Source organism: Providencia sp. PROV156 (assembly GCF_028480905.1).
Taxonomy (GTDB): Bacteria; Pseudomonadota; Gammaproteobacteria; order Enterobacterales; family Enterobacteriaceae; genus Providencia; species Providencia hangzhouensis.
Window position 1 is genome coordinate 20,047 of the sequence record NZ_JAMPPE010000013.1, and the last position, 21,875, is coordinate 41,921.

Genomic DNA, 21,875 nt, shown 5'->3' on the forward strand with positions numbered 1-21,875 from the left:
CTAGAGTAGATTTACACACCGATAAACACCATAAACCAAAGTTAAGCCTTAATTTTTCGTCACGCTTGGTAAAAACGGTAAAAGGGGGGAAAACACCTTAGGTGAAAATTCTTAGCTGAGATCAAATATTGCTCATAAATTAGCTAGCTCATTATTTATTTTTGATATGTTTTAGTGATAATATTCGCAAACAATATAATTATCATTCTCATTTATATTTACTAGGGATAACTATGACTTTGCAATATCACTACACCCTTATTGCCGCCGGTGTTTGTGCGGCTTTATCTTCATTTAGCGCTACAGCAGCAGACAATAAAACAGATACCATGGTCGTCAGTGCGTCAGGCTTCTCGCAACAACTGCGTGATGCTCCTGCTAGTGTGACCGTGATCAGTGCAGACCAATTACAAAATAAACCTGTCCGTGACCTCGCCGATGCCGTTAAAGACGTGGAAGGGGTGAGTATCGTTGGGGCCGCCAACAAACAAGATATTAATATCCGTGGCTTACCCGGCGAATACACGTTGATATTGGTCGATGGGCGTCGTCAAAATAGCCGTGAATCACGTCCAAATGGGAGCGGTGGTTTTGAAGCGGGCTTTATGCCACCTGTCGAAGCGATTGAACGCATCGAAGTGATCCGTGGACCTATGTCCTCCCTGTATGGTTCTGATGCGATGGGTGGTGTTATCAATATCATCACCAAAAAAGTGACCAATGAATGGCACGGTAGTGTGACAACCGGCGCAATTATCCAAGAAAACAGTGATAGCGGTAATTCAACCGACGGTAACTTCTACCTATCTGGTCCATTAATTCAAGATAAACTCGGCCTGCAATTGTATGGTGGTGGTAACTACCGTCAGGAAGATAAAATCTTAGAAGGTCATCATCAACGTGATAACCGCAGCTTAACAGCCAAATTAACCTTTACACCACAAGAGAACCAAACGTTCTTATTAGAAGCGGGTCGTAGCACCCAAGAGAAAACATCGACACCAGGTAAATCTGGATCTGAATATGAAATTCGTGGTGGGGACAAGCAATATAATTCCAAAGAAGAGTGGCATAATGACCGCAACCATGCAGCTCTGACTTATAAAGGTGAGTGGGATTCTTTTAATACTGAGCTCAGTGTTTACCAAGAAAAAACCAAACGTAAAATAAAATCCCAAGACCGTAATCAAACAACAGGGCATTGGGAAGGCGGTTATGAAGACCGCGTACCCGAAATTACCAATACCGTTGTTGATGGAAAAGTGGTGGCTTTCCTGCCGGACAACATCTTAACCGTCGGCGGGCAATATCAGTACTCAAAACTCAAAGACAGCTCCTTGGTCTCAAAAGGCGTAATGGAAAAAACCAGTATGTCAGTCGATCAATCAGCACTGTTTGTCGAAAATGAATTTACCGCAACGGATGATCTGATCTTAACTGGTGGACTACGTTTAGATCACCACGAAACTTATGGTAACCATTGGAACCCAAGGGGTTATGCCGTTTATTATCTGACGGATGAGATCACCATTAAAGGGGGCGTTTCTTCTGCTTTCCGCGCACCTACATTACGTGAAATCAGTAAAGGTTATGGCACCTCTACCCAAGGGGGGAACGGGATTATCTACGGTAACCCAGACCTAAAACCGGAAAAAAGCGTTAGTGAAGAAATCAGTATTGCCTATAACCATGAGTCTGGCTTTAATGCGAGCTTAACGTTCTTTAATACCGACTTCAAAAACAAGCTAACTAGCTACTCACTTAACCAACCCGACCCTAACCACCCTAACCTCACGTTATATACCTACGATAATGTGGGTAAAGCGAACATCAAAGGTGTTGAAGTTGCAACAGGTATTCCTATCGCACAGGATTGGAATCTTAACCTAAATTACACATACACCGATTCCGAACGTAAAAGTGATGATGAGAAATTAGGTAACGGTATTTCCTTAAAAGGTTATCCATTGGATAAAACACCAAAACATATTGCTAATGCGAAATTGGATTGGAACTTCAATGAAGACCTCACTTTATACACACGTGCGCATTATGAAGGAAAACAGGTGTGGGCAGCACAACGTAATGGTTCTAAAGTGCCTCGCTATCGTAGTGGCTATACCACTATGGATGTCGGCGCAACCTATCAATTATTTAAAAACACTAAACTGAACTTTGCGGTGCTAAATATTGGTAATGAAAAAGGACCTAAAATTGATAAAGTTGATGGCAACTGGGATGTTGAAGACGGACGCCGTTATTGGGCGAACGTTAACGTTAGTTTCTAATTAACTCTGAGGGTATGCCTGTTTCAGGTATGCCCTCAAAACCTTTAAATAGACTCAATAAATGAATAAAATCATATTAAGTGGCATATTATTGTGTATGACCAGTTCCGCATTTTCCCGCCCAAGCCAAACCATTCCACCCTTGGATAAAACTGTCAGCCAATTTTACGATATCCAACAAACGGATATGACCTACGGTGACCGTGCACTGCGCATTTACAGTGCAGTACCCTATAATGTCACCGCACAACGCCCTGTCCTATATATGCTTGATGGCAATGGCTTATATCCTAAAGCCGTTAATCGCGCTGTTGAAAAGCTCCACGTAGATAAACTACCGATTATTATTGGAATTGGTTATCCAATCGATGAAGCCTTTCCAAAAGCATGGCGAACTTACGACTATACCCCACCTGTTGCAGGTGACGATTTTAAACAAGGGGGCGGCTCCCCTGCGCTATACCAATATTTAACTGACACAATCCGCCCATGGGCAGAACAACAGTTTCCTATTGATAAAAGCAAGCAAACCTTATTTGGCCATTCATTTGGTGGATTATTTACCTTGATGGCATACCAGCAACAGCCGGATGATTTCCAGTTTTATGTTTCTGCCAGCCCGTCATTATGGTGGGGCAAAGGAAGTATGGTGGATTTAGCAAAATTGACAGCTAAACAGGCCAGTTCCCCCCTGTTTGTGACTTTAGGTGGTTTAGAAGAGAGCCCTGATTTATCCAAACTCAGCACCGAACAGGTGAAAAATTACCAAATGCGCAAAAGTTGGATTAGCACACGCCAAGTTTGCACTGAAATTGCAAACCACCAAAGGCACTGTGAATTTACCTTGTTCGACGGCAAAAACCACGGTTCAGTGATCCCTGACGCCATCGATAAAGCCCTTGATGTCGCTAGCCAATAATACTAATTGATGGGTTTTAGGAGGTCGCTGTAGAGGTCTGCTAAAACCCCCTTTTCACCAAATTCTTTGCGGATCCACTGCGTCACAAGCCCAGTAGCTGAATGTTGTGTGGCTAATAGCATATGGGAGTCTTGTCGTGGGTTCTGAATTTGTTTTGTTACCAACAGGCCATGTTTAACATGTTCTTTGATCATATAATCGGGTAAAAAGCCAATCCCTTCACCGAGTATCTGACACTGGCATTTAGTATTAAAATCAGGAACTTGAATTGCCTCTTGCCCATGTAGTAGCCAACCCACCCGCTTATTAATGGTATGCGCGGTATCCTCTACCATAATATTTGGATAAAGACGCAACTGGCTCTCAGCGATAGGCTCTGGCATCAGTGCCAAAGGGTGAGTTGCTGCAATAGCAAATTGCCAGTGAATCGCACCAATTTCAGTGTAGTCAATTCCACCGCCATCCATCAAAGTACCCGGAGCGCCAATCGCAATATCCGCATGGTTATTAATAATGGCATCCCAAACCCCATTGTACACTTCTGTTGTCACTGTAATGTGGCAGGTAGCAAACTGTTTTTTTAATATTTGCAATAACCTAGCGGTATGATACGGCGTATATAATAACTGATTAATACAAATACGTACCCGCGCTTCAATACCTTGCTCAATAGAATAAATACTTTTTTGAATGGAATGGAAATTATTAAGCAAGTCGGTTGCTTTACGATAAAAATAATAACCGGCTTCGGTGAGTTCAATATTACGGGTATTACGAATAAATAACGCCACATCTAAATAGGTTTCGATACGTTTGATGGTATAACTCACCGCGGAGGTGGTCACGCCTAACTCTTCTGCTGCTTTACTAAAACTCGCAAACTTCGCCGCTGTTGTGTAAGTCAGTAAGTTTTCTTCCGTAAAAATTGAGTTCATACCCACCGCCAAAAATGTTTAAAATTTAGACAAATCATATTTTTATGTGAATAAAATTCAATAACGTAAAAATCAGATTATTTTTCGAGCACATTTTTATAGCTTAACAGAATTATTAACAACTGGAATAGATTAAATTTGATATGCATTTTCGCCAAGTAAAAACCACACCTTTAAAGTAACTATTAATATTCGAAATACCTAATATTATTGAATTAAATAGGCAAACCAAGTATTAACATTCGACACGATTGCGATCAATAAAATTACAAATTTAACAAATTAAAAACTTTCAATTTGATGTCTATCACAGAACTGAGTAAATCATGATTTTCGATTTTAATTAACAAAGAAAATCACACAATTCGGGTCAAAAAATGGCCATAAACTATCAAATAACGATTAAAAATAATGCTCACACGCACAAAAAAGCCGGATTATTGAATTTAATTCAACAATCAAACGCCTCATTGATGAATTAAATTTAAACGGATTCTTTTTATTAATGACAATTGCTATGCTCTAATCATTATATATTCGAAGTCACCTTTAAATTGTCTTTATCTATGTTGGTAATAAAAACCAACCTAAGGGGAAAATGATGACCGCTAGTACTCTCGCTCACGATTTTTTAACCGCCGCTGAACAAGGACAATTAGAAATATTAAAAAGTTGTCTTGAAAAAGGTGTGGATATTAATACCACCAACCGTCAGGGCCGTACAGCTATCGTCAATGCCAGCCTAAATAAACATTATGAATGTGTTTCTTTTCTGATTAATGCAGGGGCGGATATTAATAAACAAGACCAAACGTGTTTTAACCCTTTCTTATTAAGTTGTCTTAATAATGACCTCACTTTATTGCGTATTGTCTTGCCTGCAAAACCAGATTTAGATTTATTGACCCGTTTTGGTGGTGTGGGAATTACACCTGCTAGTGAAAAAGGCCATGTAGAAATTGTTCGTGAATTACTTGAAAAAACCGATATTAATGTCAACCACACCAACTTTGTAGGTTGGACACCACTATTAGAAGCTATCGTACTCAACGACGGTGGCAAAAAACAGCAGCAAATCGTTAAATTGCTATTAGACCATGGCGCAAACCCTCACATGACTGATAAATATGGTAAAAAACCATTAGAGCTAGCACGTGAAAAAGGCTATAACGAGATTGCTGAGTTACTGATTGCAGCTGGAGCCTAGCGAAATCATAGACTTTAAATAGGATAAGGAGGCATGTGAACGCATCCATATCTCATCGGCAAAGGTTATATGGGCTAACGGCTGATACACATTTTCTCAATCTGTTGAATCAGCCACAACCCCAAGGAATGGTAGAACAAGTATTTAATAAAGCCATTAACTTTTCTATTGATAATGTACTTTATACTTTGCTTTGTTCTCAATTAGATAATGCACCAAATAGTTGCCGATTAATCAATAAAGACTTTTCTCTTTTCGATATTAAAGAAGGAGAGACTATTAATTTATCAAATAAAGAAATATTGATTGGTAGTCATTATTTAATATCATTTTCTTTATGTAAAGAATGGCGGCAACCAGTTATCAACTTTAGTGATAACGAACTGAAGAAATCAAATTATTTATTATATATCGAAGAACAAATAAGTAATTTGGATTTAATCTTAACTGAAAATAAAAATTCTCTATTTAAATATCAGGGAGATAACTTTTTTTATCTCTCTATGACAGAGCAATTGGTTCAATTACGCTCTGAATTGATTGAGTCAATAATTAAAAAAAATAAAGAAAATATTATTTATGTGATCCACCAGTTTGTTGGATTAGGTATCGGGCTAACACCTTCAGGAGATGATTACTTAGTTGGGTTAATGGCATTTTTATTATTAACCGGTCACCCGGCTGCCACTTTTTACCCTGAGTTTTATCAAGGAATAACCCAAAGCTTAAGCCAGACGACACCTATCAGTGCCATCACATTAGAAAAAGCATTAAACCGAGAATATCGCGAAAATATGCAGCAATTAATTCAATCATTAGTTGATGCGAAAGAAACAAATATTTATCCACAATTTTTAGAGATTTTAAATATCGGGTCGAGTTCTGGCAGCGACATGCTATTTGGCTTGCGAGATGCCCTGTATATCACCCATTATTTCGGAGAAAACTATGTCGACTAAAGTTGTCATAAAAAAGAATACCTATTTTGATTCCGTATCACTGATGTCTATTTCGACAAAAGCCAATCAACTCGACAATGTTGAGCAAGCGTTCGTCGCAATGGCAACAGAGATGAACAAAGGTGTTTTACGTAATTTAGGTTTACTAACACCTGAATTAGAAGAGGCTAAAAATGGCGATTTAATGATTGTCATTAAAGGCCCAAGTGATGAAGCTAACGAAGCCACATTAATTGCTATCGAAGATTTATTTAATAAGAAAAATCAAGGCGGCGGGCAGCATGAAGCCAAATACGCCACCATTAATTCAGCGAAAACACATATCCCAGATGCCAACCTTGCCGTCATTTCAGTAAATGGTCAGTTTGCTGCCCGTGAAGCACGCATTGCGTTAGAAAATGACCTCAATGTCATGCTATTTTCCGATAACGTCTCCATTGAAGATGAACTCGCACTTAAACAGCTGGCTAGCAAAAAAGGCTTACTGATGATGGGCCCTGACTGCGGAACTGCCATTATCAACGGAACCGCGCTGTGCTTTGGTAATAGCGTTCGCCGTGGCAGCATTGGCATCATCGGTGCATCCGGTACGGGTAGCCAAGAACTTAGCGTCCGTATTCACGAATTTGGCGCAGGGGTTTCCCAATTAATTGGTACTGGTGGTCGCGATTTAAGCGAGAAAATTGGCGGTATCATGATGATTGACGCCCTGAAAATGCTTGATGCCGATGATGAAACCCAAGTTATCGCATTGATCTCTAAGCCACCAGCTCCTAACGTCGCGAAAAAAGTGTTAGAACAAGCGGAAAAATGCCACAAACCAGTTGTTGTGTGTTTCTTAGGTAGCCAACCACTACCAGAAGACAAACCCGGTCTAACCTTTGCTCAGGGCACCAAAGAAGCCGCACTGAAAGCCGTTCTATTAACCGGTATTCGCAAAGAAGATTTAGATTTACACCCTCTTAATTTACCACTTATTGACGAAGTCAGAGCAAAACTGAAACCTGAGCAGAAATATATTCGTGGCTTATTCTGTGGTGGAACGCTATGCGATGAAGCCATGTTTGCCGCCTTGGAAAAATACGATGATGTTTACAGCAATATTCAGCCAAACCCTGACTATCGCTTAAAAGACCTCAACAAAAGTATTGCGCACACTTTCCTCGACTTTGGTGATGACGACTTTACCAACGGTAAACCGCACCCAATGATCGACCCTACCAACCGCATTGAACGCTTATTACAAGAGGCTCGCGACCCTGAAGTTGGCGTCATTATGATGGACTTCGTTTTGGGCTTTGGTTCTCACGAAGACCCAGTAGGCGTGATGATCGACGCAATTAAAGAAGCGAAGAATATTGCCAAACAAGATGGGCGTGAATTAGAAATTTTAGGCTATGTGCTGGGTACTGACCAAGACACACCGTCGATGGATGCGCAGGTCAAAATGCTAACAGATGCCCGCGTTATCTGGGCAAGTAGCAGCACCAATACCGGTTTATTAGGGCGTGAGTTTGTATGGAAAGGGGAGAAAGCATAATGACTTCATTATTTAAGCAGCCATTAAATGTCATCAATGTTGGCATCGAAATGTTCAGTGATGACCTAAAAAAACAGCATGTTCCGGTCACACATTTAAATTGGACTCCTCCCGGACAAGGCAACGTTGCGGTTATCCGCGCCCTCGACCAAATTGAAGGTAATGCCGCACTACAAGAAAAAATTGCGGCCGCCAATGCCCAAGCGCTTGAGCGCATTATTCAATCTCAACCTGTGTTAATCGGTTACGACCAAGCGATTAATGTGGTTCCGGGCATGACCAAAAATACTATCCTACACGCAGGCCCACCGGTTGATTGGAAAGATATGTGTGGCGCGATGAAAGGTGCGGTGACGGGAGCGCTGGTTTTTGAAGGCTTAGCGAAAGACTTAGCCGATGCAGAACGTGTTGCGGCCTCGGGGGATATCATTTTCTCCCCTTGCCATGAACACGATTGTGTAGGTTCGATGGCTGGTGTCACTTCAGCATCGATGTTTATGCATATCGTTGAAAATAAAACCTATGGCAACCGTGCATTCACTAACCTCAGTGAGCAAATGGCGAAAATCCTGCGCATGGGTGCCAACGACCAAAGTGTAATAGACCGTTTAAATTGGATGCGTGATGTATTAGGCCCAATGCTGCGCGACGCAATGAAAATCGTTGGTGAAATCGACCTGCGTTTGATGCTTGCTCAAGCACTGCATATGGGCGATGAGTGCCATAACCGCAACAATGCAGGGACAACCTTACTGATTCAAGCGCTTACAACGGGGATCATTCAAACTGATTTCTCTGTCGCCCAGCAAAAAGAAGTATTTGATTTTGTTGCAAGCAGCGATTACTTCTCCGGCCCAACGTGGATGGCGATGTGTAAAGCATCAATGGATGCGGCTCACGGTATCGAATACAGCACGGTTGTCACGACCATGGCGCGTAATGGCTATGAATTTGGTTTACGCATTAGTGGACTACCAGGTCAATGGTTCACAGGGCCTTCTCAGCAAGTTATCGGCCCAATGTTTGCAGGCTACAAACCTGAAGACTCTGGTTTAGATATCGGTGACTCCGCAATCACAGAAACCTACGGTATTGGCGGTTTTGCTATGGCAACAGCGCCAGCTATTGTGGCACTCGTTGGCGGTACGGTAGAAGAAGCGGTCGATTTCTCTCGCCAAATGCGTGAAATCACCTTAGGTGAGAACCCGAACGTGACTATTCCATTACTGGGCTTTATGGGTATCCCTACAGCTATTGATATTACGAAGGTTTCAGCCAGTGGTATTTTACCTGTTATCAACACAGCCATTGCCCATAAAGATGCGGGCATCGGTATGATTGGGGCAGGTATTGTTCACCCGCCGTTTGATTGCTTTGAAAAAGCCATGTTGGCCTACGCACAGAAATATGCTTAGTTTTCAATCATAAAAAAGACGCCCAACTCCGGTTGGGCAATAAAAATAAAACGTGAACCCTGATTAATTTTATTTGAAAAACAGTGCTGTAACTCAAAATGTAGGGGTATACCCTAAATAATTTGAATTGCAGCTAGGCGGCAAGTAAATGAGTCCCTAGGAGCATACACAAGTATGTGACTAGGGTGAATGAACGCAGCCAACAACGCTGCGGTTCAAAGTATGACGGGTATGGGAGTATTTTATGAATATACTAAATATCAAATGGAAACGTGGGGATTTGGCCGCCTACTTCGGCTTAATGACCAATAACCTAACCAACCTACTCACCATGATGGGTCTCTTGATTTTCGTTGTCGGCATCCCATCAGAAATTGTTTACGGCCGTATCGCTCCTGCCTTTGGTTTCGCTGTTTTACTTGCCAGCGTAAGCTATGCTTACTTTGGCCAGCAAATGATAAAGCAAACTGGACGCAATGATGTCACCGCTTTACCATCAGGGCCCAGTGCGCCTTCTATCTTTACGGTGACGTTCTTAGTCATCATGCCTGTCTACCAAACAACACAGAATGCTGAATTTGCGATCCAAATTGCGCTAGTTTGGTGTTTTGTCGAGTCAATGATCCTCGTCGGTGGTTCTTTCTTAGGTGAAACCATCCGTAAGATGATCCCTCGCACCGTACTGTTATCCTGTTTGTCAGGTTTAGGATTACTGTTACTAGCGATGAACCCGATGCTGCAAGCGTTTGAAGCACCAACGGTTTCATTCATTGTGCTGTTATTAATTTTCATTAACTGGTTTGGTAAAAAACCGATTTTTGCTCGCATCCCAACTGGCTTATTGCTGCTAATTGCCGGTACGGTATTGGCATGGGTTTCTGGCTTGCAAAGTGCGGAAGCAATCAAAGACTCAATGGCGTCATTTGGTTTCAACCCGCCGGGCATACATATTGATAGCTTCTTCCAAGGCCTGCCACACGCTCTGCCTTACTTAGCGTCTGCGGTACCACTTGGCTTAGCAAACTATATCTTCGACCTTGAAAATATTGAAAGTGCGCATGCTGCAGGTGATGAATATAATACTCGTAAGGTTATGTTAGCTAACGGTTTATCGTCTACAGTTGGCTGTTTTATGGGTAACCCATTCCCTGTCACTGTTTATGTCGGCCATGCGGGTTGGAAAGCCATGGGCGCTAGCGTAGGTTATACCCTAGCATCCGGTATCACTATGTTTATCGTCCCATTATTCGGTATCGGTGCCTTTATGTTAGCTATCATTCCAATGACCGCTATTGTGCCAATACTGGTGTTTATCGGTGTCGTCACCGCCAACCAAGTTGTGCGAGAAACGCCAAAAATTGAAGTTCCCGTTATCTTTATCTGTCTATTCCCATGGATTGCTAACTGGGCATTGACGATGGTTAATAGTGTCATGGGCGCGGCGGGCACCTCTGCGAGTGCAATTGGTGTTGAAACCTTGCTACATAAAGGTGTTTATTACCAAGGTCTAGTTCATTTAGGTAACGGTGCACCGTTAGCCAGTATGTTATGGGGCTGTATTGCTATCTTTGCTATCCTCAATCAACCACTGCGTGGAGCCATTGCTGCTGCTGCGGGAGCAATATTAGTATTCTTCGGAATTATTCACTCCCCATCGGTCGGAATTGCTACTGGTTCAACCTTGATGTTTGTTTACGCATACCTCATGATGGCAGCTTTATTTGTACTCAAACACTTTTTAGATAGCCGGAAATCGGTGGAAGAACAACAAGCTGAAAAATCTGAGAAACTCAGTAAGTCAGTGTAACCAAGCCAACCTTTTATAGTAGGTGTGCGCTGTACACCTACTATCAGCTAAATCTCTGTCTCAGGAAACATTAACAATGAAAGAACTCGTGGTTGTTGCCATCGGGGGCAACAGTATTATCAAAGATAACAACAGCCAGTCTATCGAAGCTCAAGAAAAAGCCGTTCAAGAAGTCGCACATCATATTAGTGACATGCTTGAAGGTAATTACAACATTGTTTTGACCCATGGAAATGGACCTCAAGTTGGATTAGATTTGCGCCGTGCAGAAATTGCACACGAAACCGAAGGTTTACCTTTAACACCGCTGGCTAACTGTGTGGCAGATACTCAAGGCGGAATTGGCTATTTAGTTCAACAAGCTTTGACTAACGTCTTAGCAAAACGCCATAACCGCCAAGCAATTACAGTAGTGACACAAGTTGAAGTCGATAAAAACGACCCAAACTTTAGCGCGCCAACCAAGCCGATTGGGGCATTTTTTACTGAGCAACAAGCTCAGCAATTACAGCAAGAAAACCCAAACTGGCATTTTGTTGAAGACTCTGGTCGCGGTTACCGCCGTGTGGTGGCCTCCCCCGAACCAAAACGTGTGATTGAATCACAAGCAATCCGCACTTTAACAGAACACAATTATGTGGTGGTTGCTGCAGGTGGTGGCGGTATTCCAGTCATTGATAACGGTAATGGTGGCTACAAAAGTGTTGACGCGGTGATTGATAAAGACCTCTCAACAACTTTACTGGCGAAAGAGCTCAATGCCGATATTTTAATTATCACCACAGGTGTCGAAAAAGTGTGTATTCACTTCGGCAAACCTGAACAAAAAGCACTTGGCGAAACCAGCACTAGCGACATGCAACGCTACATGGAAGAAGGCCATTTCCCAGCGGGTAGCATGTTACCGAAGATTGAAGCCAGCCTATCGTTTATTGCCAATGGCGGTAAACGTGTGATCATCACCACCCCTGAAAAGCTACCAGAAGCCTTACGCGGTGAAACGGGAACCCATATTGTTCAAGGGTAAGTTTCTATAATCTGGATCATGCGAATTTTTTGTTAGTCGCAAACCGCAATATTCCTCAGATCGTTTGATGACGATCTGAGTGGGTAAGTGTCGCTTAAAAACAGGAAATTCGACAGTAAATGGATATCACTAGGAGTTTCTATGAAAGCAGAAAAATCATCAGGCAGAAGAGAGTTCCTTTCCACCAGCGCTAAAGTCGCAGCCGCTTGCACTTTATTCGGCGCGGTATCGGGCTTTGCCTCCGCTCAAGACCAAACTAGCCAAAAAGCAGGCCAGTCCAGTATTACGGATAAACATTATTACCTCGATGACGTATTACTCGAAACTGGCTTTAATTACCAAGATTCAACGGTCGTCGGCACCCAAACCGCATTACACACTGTAGAAATCCGGGACGGTAAAATTGCAGCCGTTTTACCGAATAAACAGCATGCTGATGGCACATTAAATGCCTATAGTGCGCAAGGCAAACTGATGCTACCGGCCTTTCGTGACATGCATATCCACCTTGATAAAACTTTCTATGGCGGGCCATGGCAAGCGCCACAGTCACGTGAAGGCAAAACCATTATGGATATGATCGCGTTAGAGCAAAAATTGCTACCTGAATTACAACCTTTCACGGAAGAAAGAGCGAATGCGCTGATCGCACTGATCCAATCCCAAGGATCGACCATTGCTCGTAGCCATTGTAATATCGAACCCGTTTCCGGTTTAAAAAATTTAGAAGCCTTACAAAAAGTGCTTGGTGAACACCAACAAGACCTAACTTGCGAAATTGTCGCCTTTCCGCAACATGGTTTATTACATTCCAAGTCAGAGGGTTTAATGCGTGAAGCCATGCAAGCGGGCGCTCATTACGTTGGCGGTTTAGACCCAACCAATGTAGATAGCGCGATGGAAAAGTCTCTCGATTCGATGTTCCAAATTGCATTGGACTACAACAAAGGCGTGGATATTCATCTGCATGAAACGAGCCCTGCAGGCGTTGCCGCTATCAATTATATGATAAAAACGGTGGATGAAAACCGCAGCTTACGCGGTAAAGTGACCATCAGCCATGCCTTTGCACTGGCAACACTCACCCCTGAACAAGCGGAAAAAACGGCAAAACAGTTGGCTGAGCAGCAAATTACCATTGCCTCTACCGTCCCGATTGGCACACTGCATATGCCACTGAAAACCCTAAATAAAAATGGGGTATTTGTGATGACCGGAACGGATAGTGTGATTGACCATTGGTCGCCCTTTGGCCTAGGCGATATGCTAGAAAAAGCCAATTTATACGCGCAGCTTTATACTCGCCCTGATGAGCTATCGCTGTCCCGCTCACTGGCCATCGCAACAGGCAACATTCTGCCGTTAGATGAAAAAGGCCAACAAGTGTGGCCAGCTAAAGGGGATGACGCCAGCTTTGTGCTGCTTGATGCATCTTGTTCTGCCGAGGCCGTTGCACGGATCTCACCAAGGTTCGCGACTTTCCATAAAGGCCATTTAGCCCATGGAATGATGCCGAAGTCTGCTTCATAGTGATAAAAAAATAGCGCCTATAGGCGCTATTCTTTCATACCACATTATTTTTTCAATTTGAGCGTATTAAAGATTAAATCTAATAAACCTGAGTTATCTACGGATTGCAGCACAGTAATTGGTTTTGTTTTTGGTTCAGGAACCCCGACCCGTAGGCGAAGTGCGTCATAGCAAAAGCTTTTACCGCGTAGTGCTCCCTGTAGCTCAATACCTACGTGCTTTTTATCATAAGTCACCAGGCCCTTATCCAATAACCATGCCACGGTTAACACATCATGTATCCAGCATCCTGCTAAATGACGTGTCGCACGTGAATAATCCATCCACGGTCGCATTGTTGCCACAAGAAAACGGCTCAGTGGTGTACCAATTTGAGCAAGCTTATCAAGATCCTCATGCACCATTTGCGTTTGTACGGTGACATCCATCGGCACTAAAGTCAGGTTAGCCCCACTATTAAGCACCGCGTAGGCCGCTTCAGGGTCGATGCCAAAATTAGTGTCTTTCAAGTACCCCGGCACGTTAAAAACCGCCCCCATGATTACTATCTCTGCCACGTTTTTAGCCATGTCAGGAAACATCTGCATTGCTATTGCGATATTGGTTAATGGGCCAATGGCAATAATCGTGATTTGTTTTGGGTTCTGGCAAACTAACTCGCCAATACGTAACGCGGCTTCTGGGATAGACTTCGGTAAGCTGGGTATGGATGGAAGGCCATCCCATAGGTGCGTAAGTTGCGCTCGTTCAGCGCCGTTATCGAGTAGTTCGCGCCATGGTGCGCTAGTTTCAACCAAGGCTGACGATGCACCACGATAAACAGGAATATTTTCACCCAGTGAATGAACTAAATGACTAGCAACGTCAAAGCCAATTTCGCTAGGTGTATTACCCGAAACTGTGGTGATCATTTCCAATTTGATTTCAGGTGCAGCGATAGCCAGCGCAAGTGCTAGGCCATCATCAACATTCGCACCAACGACCCCATTACCGGGGTCGCAATCTATAATCACACGCATAAATTTCCCTGAAACAATAAATAATCAGCACCCACATGAGTGCCCGATTTGTAATTCAAATTCCACTTCACAAATGGCTTCTTTTTGCGGCCAATTTTGTAAGATGTGTATCGCTTTTTGCGCTATTTTATCAACAGGCTGGCGAACAGTTGTGAGAGTTGGAACAGTATATTCTGATTGCACGGTACCGTTAAAACATACCAGTGCAATGTCTTCTGGTACGCGTAATTTTAATTCTGCTAAGGCTTTTAAACAGCCAAAAGCTTGCAATTCATTCGTGGCAAAAATAGCTTCGGGGAATCCCTCTTCCCGCATCTGATAGATAGCTTGGTAACCCCAATCACGGGTGTATTCCCCCGATAAAATCCATTTTTGTTGTATGGATAACTCCGCTTCTGTCAGCGCAGATTTCCAGCCATTTAAGCGGTCTTGTGTGTTGAGCATCTCATTCGGGCCGCAAATAATGCCAATATTTTGATAGCCATGCTTAATAAGATGACGGGTAATTTTATAGGCGGCCAGTTTCTCATTCACTTGAATGGTACTGATCCCTTCTGCGGCTTCAATCCTATCGAGCATCACACAGGGCGTGCCCGATGACTGAATTAAATCAACATAGGGATGCCGGTCAACACTGGTATAAATAAGCCCTTCAACTTGCCTGAGCAAAAGGTTATTAATCAGCTCTTTTTCACGAACCCGAGAATCCCCCGCATCCCCCAGTAACAAAACATGCCCATATTTAAACGCTTCACGCTGCAAAGCATGCGCAATAGAGGCTAAAAACGGGTTAGAGATATCGGGGATCACTAGCCCATAGGTTTGCGTGCTCCCTGAAGCTAGGGCTTTTGCAATACCATTTGGCCGATACCCCGTTTTTTTGATTGCTGCTAACACCTTTTGCCGCGTTGCCTCTGCAACAGGACGAGGGCCATTGTTAATCACATAACTGACTACCGCAACCGAGGTTCTGGCTTCGCGGGCAACATCTACCCGCGTCACTTTACGGTCATTTGTATCTGACACCCAGCAATTCCTTTTTCTAACATGACTTTGCCAAAGAATAGCAGCCACTCTGACTTTTATATACAGCCATGCTTACTTATATCGCATCTTCTGGTAGATTTAGGTCACGGCCTCGCGTTTCCGGTGCAAAGAATGTGGTCACTAAACCAATACATGCCATTGCAATAAAATAAACGGCTATCGGCCACCAATGCCCTGTCCATGACAATAATGCAGATGCCACCAGCGGCGCAGTACCACCAGATAAAATAGAACCAAGCTCTTTAGCGAAAGCCATTTTAGTATAACGATTACGTACACCAAATAACTCCACGCCCCAAGCTGCTTGTACGCCAAAAATCCCTAGTGATGCTAACCCCATCCCAATAACAATGGTTGGAATAACAATCATTGGCTCTCGGGAGTCTAATAACATGAAAGCGGGCACGGCATACAACATCAGTAAAAAACAGAACCAGCGATAAACAATCCGACGCCCAAATTTATCTGATAACCACCCGGCAAATGGAATGATGGCAAAACCAAGAATTGACGCTATCAAAACCGCCGTTGTTGGCACAGATTTATCAACCAACAATATTTTGGTGACATAACCGATAATAAAGCCTTGAGCAAGATAAGATGGCCCATTTTCACCAATACGCAACCCGACCATGGTCCAAAATGCCCGCGTTTTTTGCCAAAATGAACGGTTGTCTACAGGGTGAGCGACAGCATCAGATTCCAATGCGAGGCGGCGTTCTTCAGCAAGCTGTTCTTTTTGCCGCTCAAAAACTGGCGTCTCACGCATATGTTGACGAATAAATAATGCCGCCAATGCAATCAAAATACTGCCAAGGAAAGGAATCCGCCATCCCCATGACATCAAACTTTCTTTGTCCATTTGTAACACTATCAACCAAATCATTGAGGCCAGTAATGTTCCACTGTTGGAGCCTAATGCAATAATCGAAGAAACTAAACCACGGCGTTTTACTGGCGCATATTCTCCCAACATCACAGTACCACCGGATAGCTCAGCTCCCGCCCCTAAGCCTTGAGCAAACCTTAGGATCACCAAACAAACAGGCGCCCAAACACCAATTTGTGCATGGCTGGGTATCGCACCAATTAATGTAGTCGATAGCCCCATCAATGCAATCGTGATGACCATAACCATTTTTCGGCCATGTTTATCACCTAGCCAACCAAAAAATAACGCGCCAATCGGACGTGCAATAAACCCGACTGAATAGGCTGCAAAACTGGATAACAGCGCCATAATAGGCGTTGCATCAGGGAAGAAAACATCACCGAAAATAATACCTGCCGCTAAACCATAGAGAGCAAAGTCTGCATATTCCATGGTTGTACCTAACCAACAAGAAAAAATCGCCCGCCGGAAATCTTTTTTTCCTTCTGGCGTACTTAACCGTTCTTGCGCGGCTTGTTGACTCGCCTCGATATTTAATTGTGTAGCCATAGTGATAAACCCTTGGTGTTGGCGCGAAGCCTATTAATCAAAAAATCTAACTGGCGTTTTTTATTTACTTAAAGGATAGTCTACGCGCGTAGAATTAAGCAAACGAGGGTATGCTATTTTGTGAGCGTTATCACTTGATGACAAAAATATGAATTTTAGATGACTGAAATAGCACGATAGGAAATAAATAAACAAAAGCCACGCTCGTATAAATACCGTGGCTTTCTGCTTTTATTTGACACTCAATAGATACTCGACAATATCCTGTAAATTATACCATTTCATCCAGACTTCATCGCTAATGGGTTGCCCGGTATACTGCTCAATGGCTGCTATCAACTCTAACATTTCCAAAGAATCAATATGCAAATCTCTTATTAGGGCTGAGTCCATGGTAAAAGATTCCGTTATTCCTGAATAAGTCCGGATTTCCTTAATTTTATCTTCTACCCATTGTTGCTGAATTAAACTCTGTGCTGTCATTTATTAACCTTTTTCAGAACGGGTAGTATTATCGTTATAGCGTTCTTTATCTGCTTGATTACGGGTTAACGCCCCCATCTCCGTTAACGTGACTGATTGGCTTGTTTCCGCATCAGATAACTGCCACGTTATCCTCTTTTCTCCTGTTACTTCATCGACAATTTCTGTAGATTTAAAGCTGCTACTGAATGTATTGGTATTATTGGGGATCCCCATTTTTTCCGTACTTGACGCTATCGGCCCACTCGCATAACGTTCTTTATCAGCTTGGTTACGGGTTAGCGCCCCATGACCTGATAAGGTGATATTTTTTTCTTCCGGAACTTTAGCTTGCCAACTTTTTTTCGTTTCACCCGTCATCTTGTCAGTAACTTCAACTAATTCGAAGCGTCTCGCTGACACCATTGGTTTAGGAAGTAACGCGTTTATATCGGGACTAAACTTAGACTCAGCAGATGCTAATGGTTTGCTACTGGCATGTGCAGATGGATCCCGCGAACCGTCCAGAATGCTTTGGCGCAACTCATCAGCCAAAGAATGCCCCTTTTCCACTGCGTTTCTAGCTAATGCCACCTGTGGATTATTATTAACTTGAGGAATATCTAACGTGCTTTTAAACCTAAGTATACTGGGCTTATTGTCACCCTCTTCGGGGCTATTTTTTTGAGCTGACTCGGGTGTTCGGCTATCTACTGTTTTATTTTCAAACTGGCTCGTTTTTGTTCCGTCGTTATTCACAGCGACCAGTTCTTTTAGCATCACATCAGATTTATAAGGAGTTGAAGCCGAACTATTAGGTGATATAACAGAACTCGTGCCACCATCCACACTATCTTCTGGCTTAACATTTTTCTCGGAGCATGGTGTTACCACATTTTCAGTCTTAATATCCGTATTTATAGAAATACTCAACTGCCCCATAATTTCGATTTGTTGTTCCAACGCTGAAAATATATTATGTACCTGCAAAAGTCTATCAACTGATTTATCAGCTTTATGTTTTATCAGCTGGTTTTTTGCTTCTATAATTAACTCTTCTTTTGTTTTTTGAAGAGATGCATCGAATAATTTATCTATCGGTAACTCTTCGATGGTTTTTTCAGATAAAAAAGGTCTTAATTTTTCTTTAATTGCAGGATAAACATATTTATCAGTAAAGCGTTGGTTAAGTTCATCAATATTTTTATCGCTCAAGATATTATCAAAAAGCTCCGCTTCAAGCGCTTTTTGCGATGATTTAAGCACTTGCTTAAGATCTTTATCACTATTACTTTTATTAACTTGCTTAATTAATTCTGCAGCGCAGTCTAATACCTTTGACCCTTTAATTTCATCCGGAGTCAATAGCGTTAAAACAATGAGTGCATTTTCAAGTTGATACTGCAATTTTTGCCCTTGAAGACTACCAGCATGCCCCAAATTCAGGGTTTTGGTTATCATTTCCAAACTGATACTAGATTTATTTTCAATTAATAGCGATTCAATTATATTCGCCTGTAACTTTTGGTTGTTCGAGTGTAAATCCTCAGCATTACCTGAAAGATTAAATGTTTTATCAATAGCCTGTTCTTTTAAAGGAAAATGAACTTCCTGGCCTACGTTATTAACTGAATTTATATCATTTGAAAATGATATTGGCCGATCATTTTTTTTGGATACTGGTAATGCATTATTTACCGCTGATCTCGTGCTAATTTCACCCATCCCTTCACCTTATTAATATATAATAATATTTCTAAAACTATTTATCCTACGAAGAAAACCGATATTCATCTATTACATATTGACATAGCCATTATTATATTGTTGTAAATCTTTATATAATTGAATAAGTAACTGAGTTAAAGTTTCAAAATGACTATTATCTTGTCGAAAGGTTTCTAATAAACGAGATACGGAGCTATTAATCGCGTTTTTTTGGCTATCTATCGCTGTTTGTAAACTTTGAAACTCTTGAGACATAATGTCACTACCATCATTCCATGCGCCGGATGAGTGATTAATCGCATGAAACATCTCTTTGACTGGCTTTAAATCAGGGTAAATACACAGTTTTCCATTACTCTGTTTTATCACGAACCCTTGGTCTGTCAATTTTTTTTCCCAGAACTCGTATTCTTTTGTACCGCCTTTAATCTCCATTAGCGGTTTGGCCTTATAGAGATTGGGGCTCCAATCGCCATAATAATCACCATAACTTTTTAAATTAAGTGATTTTTTTATATTTGCTACTTTAGCATGTAGCTCATTATACTCACTTACTTTACCTTTCATTCCAATCACAAGCAGGTCTCCCATCTCCTTTATTTGTTTTTGTAATTTTTTTACCTCTTCTGTCTCACCAAGAACCTCAATCTCCATACTCGTACCAGAGTATTTCGACACAATGCTATCCATATCTCTCAATACATGCTCTTTGGCAAATTTTATCTTGCCATCATCCCCGGCTTTCATATGACGAGACAGCTTACTGGCTAGCGTGTTCATATCTTGCATATATTGAGTTGACGCCTTAACTAATTCACCGTATTTTTTTTGATAATTTGTATGAATATTATCAATCAAACCAGTCAGCCTATTAATATGCGAGCGGCCATCTTCGAGAGTCTCCGTTCTTCTCGTGGCTCTTAATGCTTTAGCCTCCTCATAAGCATCATTTGAGCTCTTATTTTCACGTACCAACATTCTTGCCCTAAGCTGTATATTTTCAGGGGAATCATTTTGTGGTCGTTGCTGATAACCCCCCTCCGGTACGCTATATTGCATTTGTCGGAACACATCCAGCACTTGTTGGTGAGGCATAAGTGACTCATCAAAAGTAATCCCCCCCCCAAAAAGGGGGAGGTGTGGTTGCTCTGTTGATGTCGCCTGCGGCGAAAAATGAGAAATGTTGTCTAGACGAGAAGGAGATGTAATATCCATTCTTTAGCCTCTCACCATACTTTGCATTGTTCTTAGGCTACCTTCACGAATTTCACGTAAATGTTCTTGCATTTGTTTCGCAAGATCCTGGCTCTTATCGATTTGTTTGTCTTTATCTGAATAAACTGAACGCGCAGTATCCGCAACGGATTGTTCAATCATTTTATCCGCTTCCGCCGATTTCACATTGACTTGATTTGACGCCGTCGCGAGTTGACCCGCATTGTCTGACATTCGAGAAGCTTGCTCTGCCACCCCCATTTGCACACGAGTTTTATTCATGATTTGGTCGTGCTTCTCATGCTGTGAGGCACCCAAATCTCTTGTACGTTTACCAGCCTCCTCAATCCTTTGATTTGAAAGGTTTTTTTGACTTTGTGAAGCTTGATTACCCAGCGTCACTGTTGAGCCATCTTTACCCGCCAGACTCAATGTATTCGGCTTCGTTGAGACGCTCTCTGTATTTCCATTTAACCCCGATAACTTACTAGCACCACTGATATTTTTATTGCCTGGTATCAAGTTATGTTTTATCGATTGCTGTTGCTGGCGCAGCCCTCTTGCTTGGAAGGCTCCGCCTGCAGCTGTAATTGCAAGAGCCGTAAAAAAGCCCATCATAGCCCCTTTAAAGGTTTCTTTACCTTCACGAATCGTTGAATCCGCAGAAGCTTGTACCATTTTGGCATTTAATTGCAGAAACTCCGCACTAATACGACGATCTGAAATGTTTATCTCTGCCATCACTTTGCGAATAATTTTCGACAACTCCGCCAGTAAGTCATTACTAATAATTCCAACAAACGTGTTGTTTTTAATGCCATCAATAAGCTCTTGACCTTTATTACCACCTTCAACCTGCCCAGAAGGCGAATCTTTGAAGAAACTGCTGGCAATCAATAATTGAACAGCTTGAGACATTTGTTTTAAATCGGCTTCATCTGGAAGCTGAGCATCTCCAACCAACTGTTCAATATGACTTTTTTCTTCTTCTAATACCTTGCCAATTGCCTGTCGAATATTTTCTGGTGTCAGTGTCCGAAAAGTATGAAGATCATCCAATGTGGCTAATTTATCGGAATTCGTTAACGCAGAAATGTCCGCTAGCATCTGGTCATCATGCATTGAAAATTGAACCATTTTTAATAATGGCTTATCCAGCACCATCTCAGCCCCTGACGCCATTGCATGCACATCATTTAAATGCACGCTTTGCAGTAAAGGAATGGCTACTGTTTTTGTATTACTGTTAATTGTCGGAGAAACGCTACCGAAACTGACAGGCTTATGAAATAAAACTGGCTTATTTGATTCTGATTGAATATTAAGACTCATTTGA

General features: G+C 42.2%; 17 protein-coding genes. 9 read left to right on the forward strand and 8 right to left on the reverse strand.

Features of this window, described 5'->3' with window-relative positions:
- The first annotated feature begins 233 nt into the window (after positions 1–233).
- A complete protein-coding gene (locus PSF31_RS11025) occupies positions 234–2,288 on the forward strand; it encodes a TonB-dependent receptor domain-containing protein (protein ID WP_096863522.1) in 2,055 nt (684 codons plus the stop codon).
- Positions 2,289–2,349: 61 nt separating this feature from the next.
- Positions 2,350–3,207, forward strand: a complete 858-nt coding sequence (locus tag PSF31_RS11030; protein WP_096863521.1) for an alpha/beta hydrolase — start codon at positions 2,350–2,352, stop codon at positions 3,205–3,207.
- Between the two features lie 2 nt (positions 3,208–3,209).
- Here the strand turns inward: PSF31_RS11030 and PSF31_RS11035 are convergent, their stop codons facing one another.
- Positions 3,210–4,142 (reverse strand): LysR substrate-binding domain-containing protein, encoded by a 933-nt coding sequence (locus PSF31_RS11035; protein ID WP_096863520.1) that lies wholly within the window; start codon positions 4,140–4,142, stop codon positions 3,210–3,212.
- 601 nt (positions 4,143–4,743) lie between these two features.
- Here PSF31_RS11035 and PSF31_RS11040 point away from each other — a divergent pair.
- From PSF31_RS11040 to PSF31_RS11070, 7 genes are all read left to right on the forward strand, one after another.
- Positions 4,744–5,349 carry an ankyrin repeat domain-containing protein gene (locus PSF31_RS11040; protein WP_096863519.1) on the forward strand — a complete coding sequence of 202 codons (606 nt, stop codon included), beginning with the start codon at positions 4,744–4,746 and terminating at the stop codon, positions 5,347–5,349.
- Between the two features lie 35 nt (positions 5,350–5,384).
- A complete protein-coding gene (locus tag PSF31_RS11045) occupies positions 5,385–6,308 on the forward strand; it encodes a DUF2877 domain-containing protein (protein ID WP_112307991.1) in 924 nt (307 codons plus the stop codon).
- Entirely contained in the window at positions 6,298–7,848 is a 1,551-nt protein-coding gene (gene fdrA / locus PSF31_RS11050; RefSeq protein WP_096863518.1) for an acyl-CoA synthetase FdrA, read from the forward strand. Before PSF31_RS11045 ends, fdrA begins: the two co-directional genes overlap by 11 nt.
- Positions 7,848–9,263: a DUF1116 domain-containing protein gene (locus PSF31_RS11055; RefSeq protein ID WP_096863517.1), complete on the forward strand. Its 1,416-nt coding sequence runs from the start codon at positions 7,848–7,850 to the stop codon at positions 9,261–9,263. The genes fdrA and PSF31_RS11055 overlap by 1 nt, the downstream gene beginning before the upstream one ends.
- A 244-nt stretch (positions 9,264–9,507) precedes the next feature.
- A complete protein-coding gene (locus tag PSF31_RS11060; protein WP_096863516.1) occupies positions 9,508–11,070 on the forward strand; it encodes a xanthine permease in 1,563 nt (520 codons plus the stop codon).
- A gap of 76 nt (positions 11,071–11,146) precedes the next feature.
- Positions 11,147–12,097 (forward strand): carbamate kinase family protein, encoded by a 951-nt coding sequence (locus tag PSF31_RS11065; RefSeq protein ID WP_004262965.1) that lies wholly within the window; start codon positions 11,147–11,149, stop codon positions 12,095–12,097.
- 141 nt (positions 12,098–12,238) lie between these two features.
- The gene (locus PSF31_RS11070) at positions 12,239–13,627 is read left to right on the forward strand and encodes an amidohydrolase family protein (RefSeq protein WP_096863515.1); all 1,389 of its coding nucleotides are present in this window, start codon (positions 12,239–12,241) and stop codon (positions 13,625–13,627) included.
- 44 nt (positions 13,628–13,671) lie between these two features.
- On the opposite strand, the gene PSF31_RS11075 is transcribed toward PSF31_RS11070, so the two are convergent.
- From PSF31_RS11075 to PSF31_RS11105, 7 genes are all read right to left on the reverse strand, one after another.
- Positions 13,672–14,646: a nucleoside hydrolase gene (locus tag PSF31_RS11075; RefSeq protein ID WP_096863514.1), complete on the reverse strand. Its 975-nt coding sequence runs from the start codon at positions 14,644–14,646 to the stop codon at positions 13,672–13,674.
- 24 nt (positions 14,647–14,670) lie between these two features.
- Complete coding sequence (locus PSF31_RS11080) at positions 14,671–15,672, reverse strand: LacI family DNA-binding transcriptional regulator (protein ID WP_096863513.1); 1,002 nt, start codon at positions 15,670–15,672, stop codon at positions 14,671–14,673.
- A gap of 76 nt (positions 15,673–15,748) precedes the next feature.
- On the reverse strand, positions 15,749–17,134 hold the full coding sequence (locus PSF31_RS11085; RefSeq protein ID WP_094960854.1) for an MFS transporter: 1,386 nt from the start codon (positions 17,132–17,134) through the stop codon (positions 15,749–15,751).
- Positions 17,135–17,365: 231 nt separating this feature from the next.
- Positions 17,366–17,617: an acyl carrier protein gene (locus PSF31_RS11090; RefSeq protein WP_096863512.1), complete on the reverse strand. Its 252-nt coding sequence runs from the start codon at positions 17,615–17,617 to the stop codon at positions 17,366–17,368.
- A 3-nt stretch (positions 17,618–17,620) separates the two neighbouring features.
- Positions 17,621–19,321 (reverse strand): hypothetical protein, encoded by a 1,701-nt coding sequence (locus tag PSF31_RS11095; RefSeq protein WP_096863511.1) that lies wholly within the window; start codon positions 19,319–19,321, stop codon positions 17,621–17,623.
- A 72-nt stretch (positions 19,322–19,393) separates the two neighbouring features.
- Positions 19,394–20,539, reverse strand: coding sequence for a hypothetical protein (locus PSF31_RS11100; RefSeq protein ID WP_164561250.1), 1,146 nt, complete (start codon positions 20,537–20,539; stop codon positions 19,394–19,396).
- A 3-nt stretch (positions 20,540–20,542) separates the two neighbouring features.
- Positions 20,543–21,871, reverse strand: coding sequence for a type III secretion target, IpaC/SipC family protein (locus PSF31_RS11105; RefSeq protein WP_096863508.1), 1,329 nt, complete (start codon positions 21,869–21,871; stop codon positions 20,543–20,545).
- Positions 21,872–21,875 lie beyond the last annotated feature (4 nt).

What these genes read in the sequence shown, in the direction of transcription:
- PSF31_RS11025 (WP_096863522.1), top strand. Translation starts at nt 234, where the DNA reads ATGACTTTGCAATATCACTACACCCTTATTGCCGCCGGTGTTTGTGCG.
- PSF31_RS11030 (WP_096863521.1), top strand. Translation starts at nt 2,350, where the DNA reads ATGAATAAAATCATATTAAGTGGCATATTATTGTGTATGACCAGTTCC.
- PSF31_RS11035 (WP_096863520.1), bottom strand. Translation starts at nt 4,142, where the DNA reads ATGAACTCAATTTTTACGGAAGAAAACTTACTGACTTACACAACAGCG.
- PSF31_RS11040 (WP_096863519.1), top strand. Translation starts at nt 4,744, where the DNA reads ATGACCGCTAGTACTCTCGCTCACGATTTTTTAACCGCCGCTGAACAA.
- fdrA (WP_096863518.1), top strand. Translation starts at nt 6,298, where the DNA reads ATGTCGACTAAAGTTGTCATAAAAAAGAATACCTATTTTGATTCCGTA.
- PSF31_RS11055 (WP_096863517.1), top strand. Translation starts at nt 7,848, where the DNA reads ATGACTTCATTATTTAAGCAGCCATTAAATGTCATCAATGTTGGCATC.
- PSF31_RS11060 (WP_096863516.1), top strand. Translation starts at nt 9,508, where the DNA reads ATGAATATACTAAATATCAAATGGAAACGTGGGGATTTGGCCGCCTAC.
- PSF31_RS11065 (WP_004262965.1), top strand. Translation starts at nt 11,147, where the DNA reads ATGAAAGAACTCGTGGTTGTTGCCATCGGGGGCAACAGTATTATCAAA.
- PSF31_RS11070 (WP_096863515.1), top strand. Translation starts at nt 12,239, where the DNA reads ATGAAAGCAGAAAAATCATCAGGCAGAAGAGAGTTCCTTTCCACCAGC.
- PSF31_RS11075 (WP_096863514.1), bottom strand. Translation starts at nt 14,646, where the DNA reads ATGCGTGTGATTATAGATTGCGACCCCGGTAATGGGGTCGTTGGTGCG.
- PSF31_RS11085 (WP_094960854.1), bottom strand. Translation starts at nt 17,134, where the DNA reads ATGGCTACACAATTAAATATCGAGGCGAGTCAACAAGCCGCGCAAGAA.
- PSF31_RS11090 (WP_096863512.1), bottom strand. Translation starts at nt 17,617, where the DNA reads ATGACAGCACAGAGTTTAATTCAGCAACAATGGGTAGAAGATAAAATT.
- PSF31_RS11095 (WP_096863511.1), bottom strand. Translation starts at nt 19,321, where the DNA reads ATGGGTGAAATTAGCACGAGATCAGCGGTAAATAATGCATTACCAGTA.
- PSF31_RS11100 (WP_164561250.1), bottom strand. Translation starts at nt 20,539, where the DNA reads ATGGATATTACATCTCCTTCTCGTCTAGACAACATTTCTCATTTTTCG.
- PSF31_RS11105 (WP_096863508.1), bottom strand. Translation starts at nt 21,871, where the DNA reads ATGAGTCTTAATATTCAATCAGAATCAAATAAGCCAGTTTTATTTCAT.